Source organism: Bradyrhizobium uaiense, from assembly GCF_010811875.1.
GTDB lineage: Bacteria > Pseudomonadota > Alphaproteobacteria > Rhizobiales > Xanthobacteraceae > Bradyrhizobium > Bradyrhizobium uaiense.
On sequence record NZ_VKHP01000431.1, the window covers coordinates 1 to 3,121 of the forward strand.

The 3,121-nt window shown below is 64.1% G+C and carries 3 protein-coding genes; 2 read left to right on the plus strand and 1 reads right to left on the minus strand.

Translation table 11 applies throughout. The features are described 5' to 3' along the window. Positions 1-428: LysR family transcriptional regulator (locus FNJ47_RS45265; protein WP_163163159.1), on the minus strand; the 428-nt coding region annotated here is incomplete at its 3' end. A 106-nt stretch (positions 429-534) separates the two neighbouring features. Between FNJ47_RS45265 and phnA the strand changes: the two genes are divergently transcribed. Together phnA and FNJ47_RS45275 are read left to right on the plus strand one after the other, a co-directional pair. Next, complete coding sequence (gene phnA, locus FNJ47_RS45270; protein ID WP_163163161.1) at positions 535-1,767, plus strand: phosphonoacetate hydrolase; 1,233 nt, start codon at positions 535-537, stop codon at positions 1,765-1,767. A 30-nt stretch (positions 1,768-1,797) separates the two neighbouring features. Further along, on the plus strand, positions 1,798-3,121 hold a 1,324-nt coding region (locus tag FNJ47_RS45275; RefSeq protein ID WP_163163163.1), incomplete at its 3' end, for an MFS transporter.

A 3,121-nucleotide genomic window follows, 5' to 3' on the forward strand; every position in this document is an offset into this window, starting at 1 on the left:
AGATCATGCGCCGAGAAATTCGGCGGCTGTCCGGTCATGCGGGTCGAAACCCAGACATCCGTGCGAGGGTTTTGCGCACGATAGCGATTCACGTGCGGTAACAGCCAGTACATCGCAAAGGTCGCGGGCGCTTCGATGGTGACCGTGCGGCGCTCGCGCTGCCGCTGTACATAGGCGCAGGCACCGGCAATATCCCCCAGCGCGCGCCCGACCTCGCGCGACAATACCGTGCCGAAAGGCGTGAGCACCAGCCTCCGGCCCTCCAACGTGAAGAGCGCCTGCCCCAGCCAACGTTCGAGCAGCTTGACCTGCTTGCTGACCGCGCTGTGGGTGACGCCCAAAGCCTCCGCGGCTCCGGCGACCCCGCCGGTCTCCGCGACGACAGCGAATGTCCGGAGCGACACCAAGGGAAGGTCACGCAGCTTCATGGAATGAAAGTTACATGAAACGGTAAATTATTCAATTTTAATTCCGAGCAGCCTTCCTAGGATCACGCCGAAACCGCTTATCGGCCTCGGCCGGAAGGAGCCATCCATGATCGAAGTCAACGCGCGAACCTACAGCAAGCCCACGCGCCCCACCGTCGTGATCTGCCTCGACGGCTGCGACCCGCGCTATCTCAACTTCCCCAACGCGAAGGAGGTGTTCCCGAACATCTCGCGGATGATGCGAAGCGGGTTCGCAACCCTCGCCGACGCCGCGATGCCGACCTTCACCAATCCCAACAACGTCTCGATCGTGACCGGCGCACCGCCGGCGGTTCATGGGATCTCCGGAAATTATTATCTCGATCGCGAGACCGGCAAGGAGATCATGATCGTCGATGCCACGCCGATGCGGGCAACGACCATCCTCGCCGAGATGTCGCGCGCCGGCGTTCGCGTCGCCGCGGTCACCGCCAAGGACAAGCTGCGCAAGATGCTCGGCCACCGGATGGAGGGCGGCATCTGCTTCTCGTCGGAAAAGGCCGGAAGCGCGACGATGGCGGACAACGGCATTCAGGACGTCGAAGCCCTGGTGGGCCGGCCGACGCCCGAGATGTACAGCCCCGATCTGTCACTGTTCGTGCTCGATGCGGGCATCAAGCTTCTCGAGCAGGATCGCGCCGAGCTGCTCTATCTCTCGCTGTCCGACCTGGTTCAGCACGCGCACGGCCCGGGCGAGGCGGAGGCGGATGCCTTTCACCGCGCGGTCGACCAGAAGGTAGGCCGCATTGCCGAGCTCGGCGCCGTCGTCGGCCTGATTGCCGATCATGGCATGAACGACAAGGCGAATGCGGACGGGACCCCGCGCGTGGTCTTCCTCGAGGACGAACTGAACCGGCGCTTCGGTGCGCAGGCGGCGCGCGTGATCTGTCCGATCACCGACCCGTTCGTGAAGCATCACGGCGCGCTCGGCTCCTTCGTGCGCGTCTATCTGCGCAAGGGGCTCGACCTTGCCGAGGTCATGGAGGCGGCGGCGGCGATTCCGGGAATTGCACTCGTGCTCGACGGGCCGAGCGCCGCAAGCCGCTACCAGATGCCGCTCGACCGCGAAGGGGATTTCGTTGCCATCGGCGACACCCACACGACGATCGGCTCGACCCGCACCGAGCACGATCTCAGCGGACTCGACGGCCATCGCCTCAGGTCGCATGGCGGACTGAGCGAGCAGATCGTGCCCTTCATCCTGTCGCACCAGCTGAATGACAGCTATCGCAAGCTGGCAAAGACCAGACGCATGCGCAACTTCGACATCTTCGAGTTTGCGCTGAACGGCGCGCAATAAACCAAAACAGAAAACACGGGAGGATACGCCATGCTCGAGACAGGGCAGGCCTTTGCACGGGCGTTCGCAACCGAAACGGATGCGGCGCAGATGTATCGGCGCTACAAATGGACGGCGCTGCTCGGCGTCTCCTTTTGCTACCTGTTCTATTACCTCGGACGGCAAACCTTCGGCTTTGCCATCCCCGGCATCCAGAAGGAGCTCGGGCTCTCCAAGGAAATGCTCGGCTGGGTCAGCGCCTCGATGCTGTGGGCCTACGCGCTCGGCCAATCGATCAACGGCAACCTCGGCGACAAATGGGGCGGCCGCGTCATGATGCTCGCCGGGGCGGTGCTCTCGTTCGCGGCGAATTGGGCGACGAGCCTGTCACACAGCTTCGTCGCCCTGCTGCTGGCGTGGGGCCTGAACGGGTATTTCCAGGCCATGGGCTTCGCGCCGGGCAGCCGGCTGCTCTCGAACTGGTGGGGACACCGCCATCGCGGCTTCGTCTATTCGTTCTATGTCGGCATGTCCGGCTTTTCGTCGGTCCTCGCCTATTTCGTTCCGATTATCATTCTCGGTACGCTTGGCCTCGACTGGCGCTGGATATTCCGCTTGTCGGTGTTCCTGATGCTGTTCGGCGCCATCGTCATGTTCCTGGTGGTGCGCGAGCGGCCCGAGGATCTCGGCCTCAAGGGCCCGGCGGACGAGAAGTCGCCCGAGGAGGCGGACGCCGATAGCGAGGTCGACAGCAAGACAAGCGGCGCGCGCTATCGCGCCGTGCTCTCGAACTGGCGGCTCTACGCGACGGGCCTGTCGATCGGATTTCAGAACGCCGCGCGATATGCCCTGCTGGTCTGGGTCCCCGTCCACTTCCTCGGTCCGAACTGGAAATCGGCGGCGACGGTGATCGACCCGGTCTGGATCACCGTCGCGCTGCCGGTCGGCATGGCGCTCGGCGCGTCAACCAACAGCTGGATTTCGGACGTTCTGTTCAAGTCGCGGCGCTATCTCGCGATCATCTCCTACATGGTGCTGGCCGCGATCATCGCGCTCGCGATGGAACTCGTGCCTCACGGCAGCCTGATCGGAATTGCCGGGCTGTTCCTGTGCGGCTTCTTCGTGTTTGGTCCGGCGTCGTCGTTCTGGGCGTTATGCCCCGACATCTTCGGCCGTCGCCTGTCCGGAACTGCAACCGGCGTCCTCAACTTCATCTCGTATGCCGGCGCCGGCATCGGCGAGCCGCTTATCGACGGCACACAGGGTACCCCGAGCAACCACGCGATCAACTGTCCGATTGCCGCGTGCACGTGCGCAGAGAGGGCCGCCACGGCGCTTAGGGGCATGGGAGGACGGCGAGGGCGGGGGCCAGCGG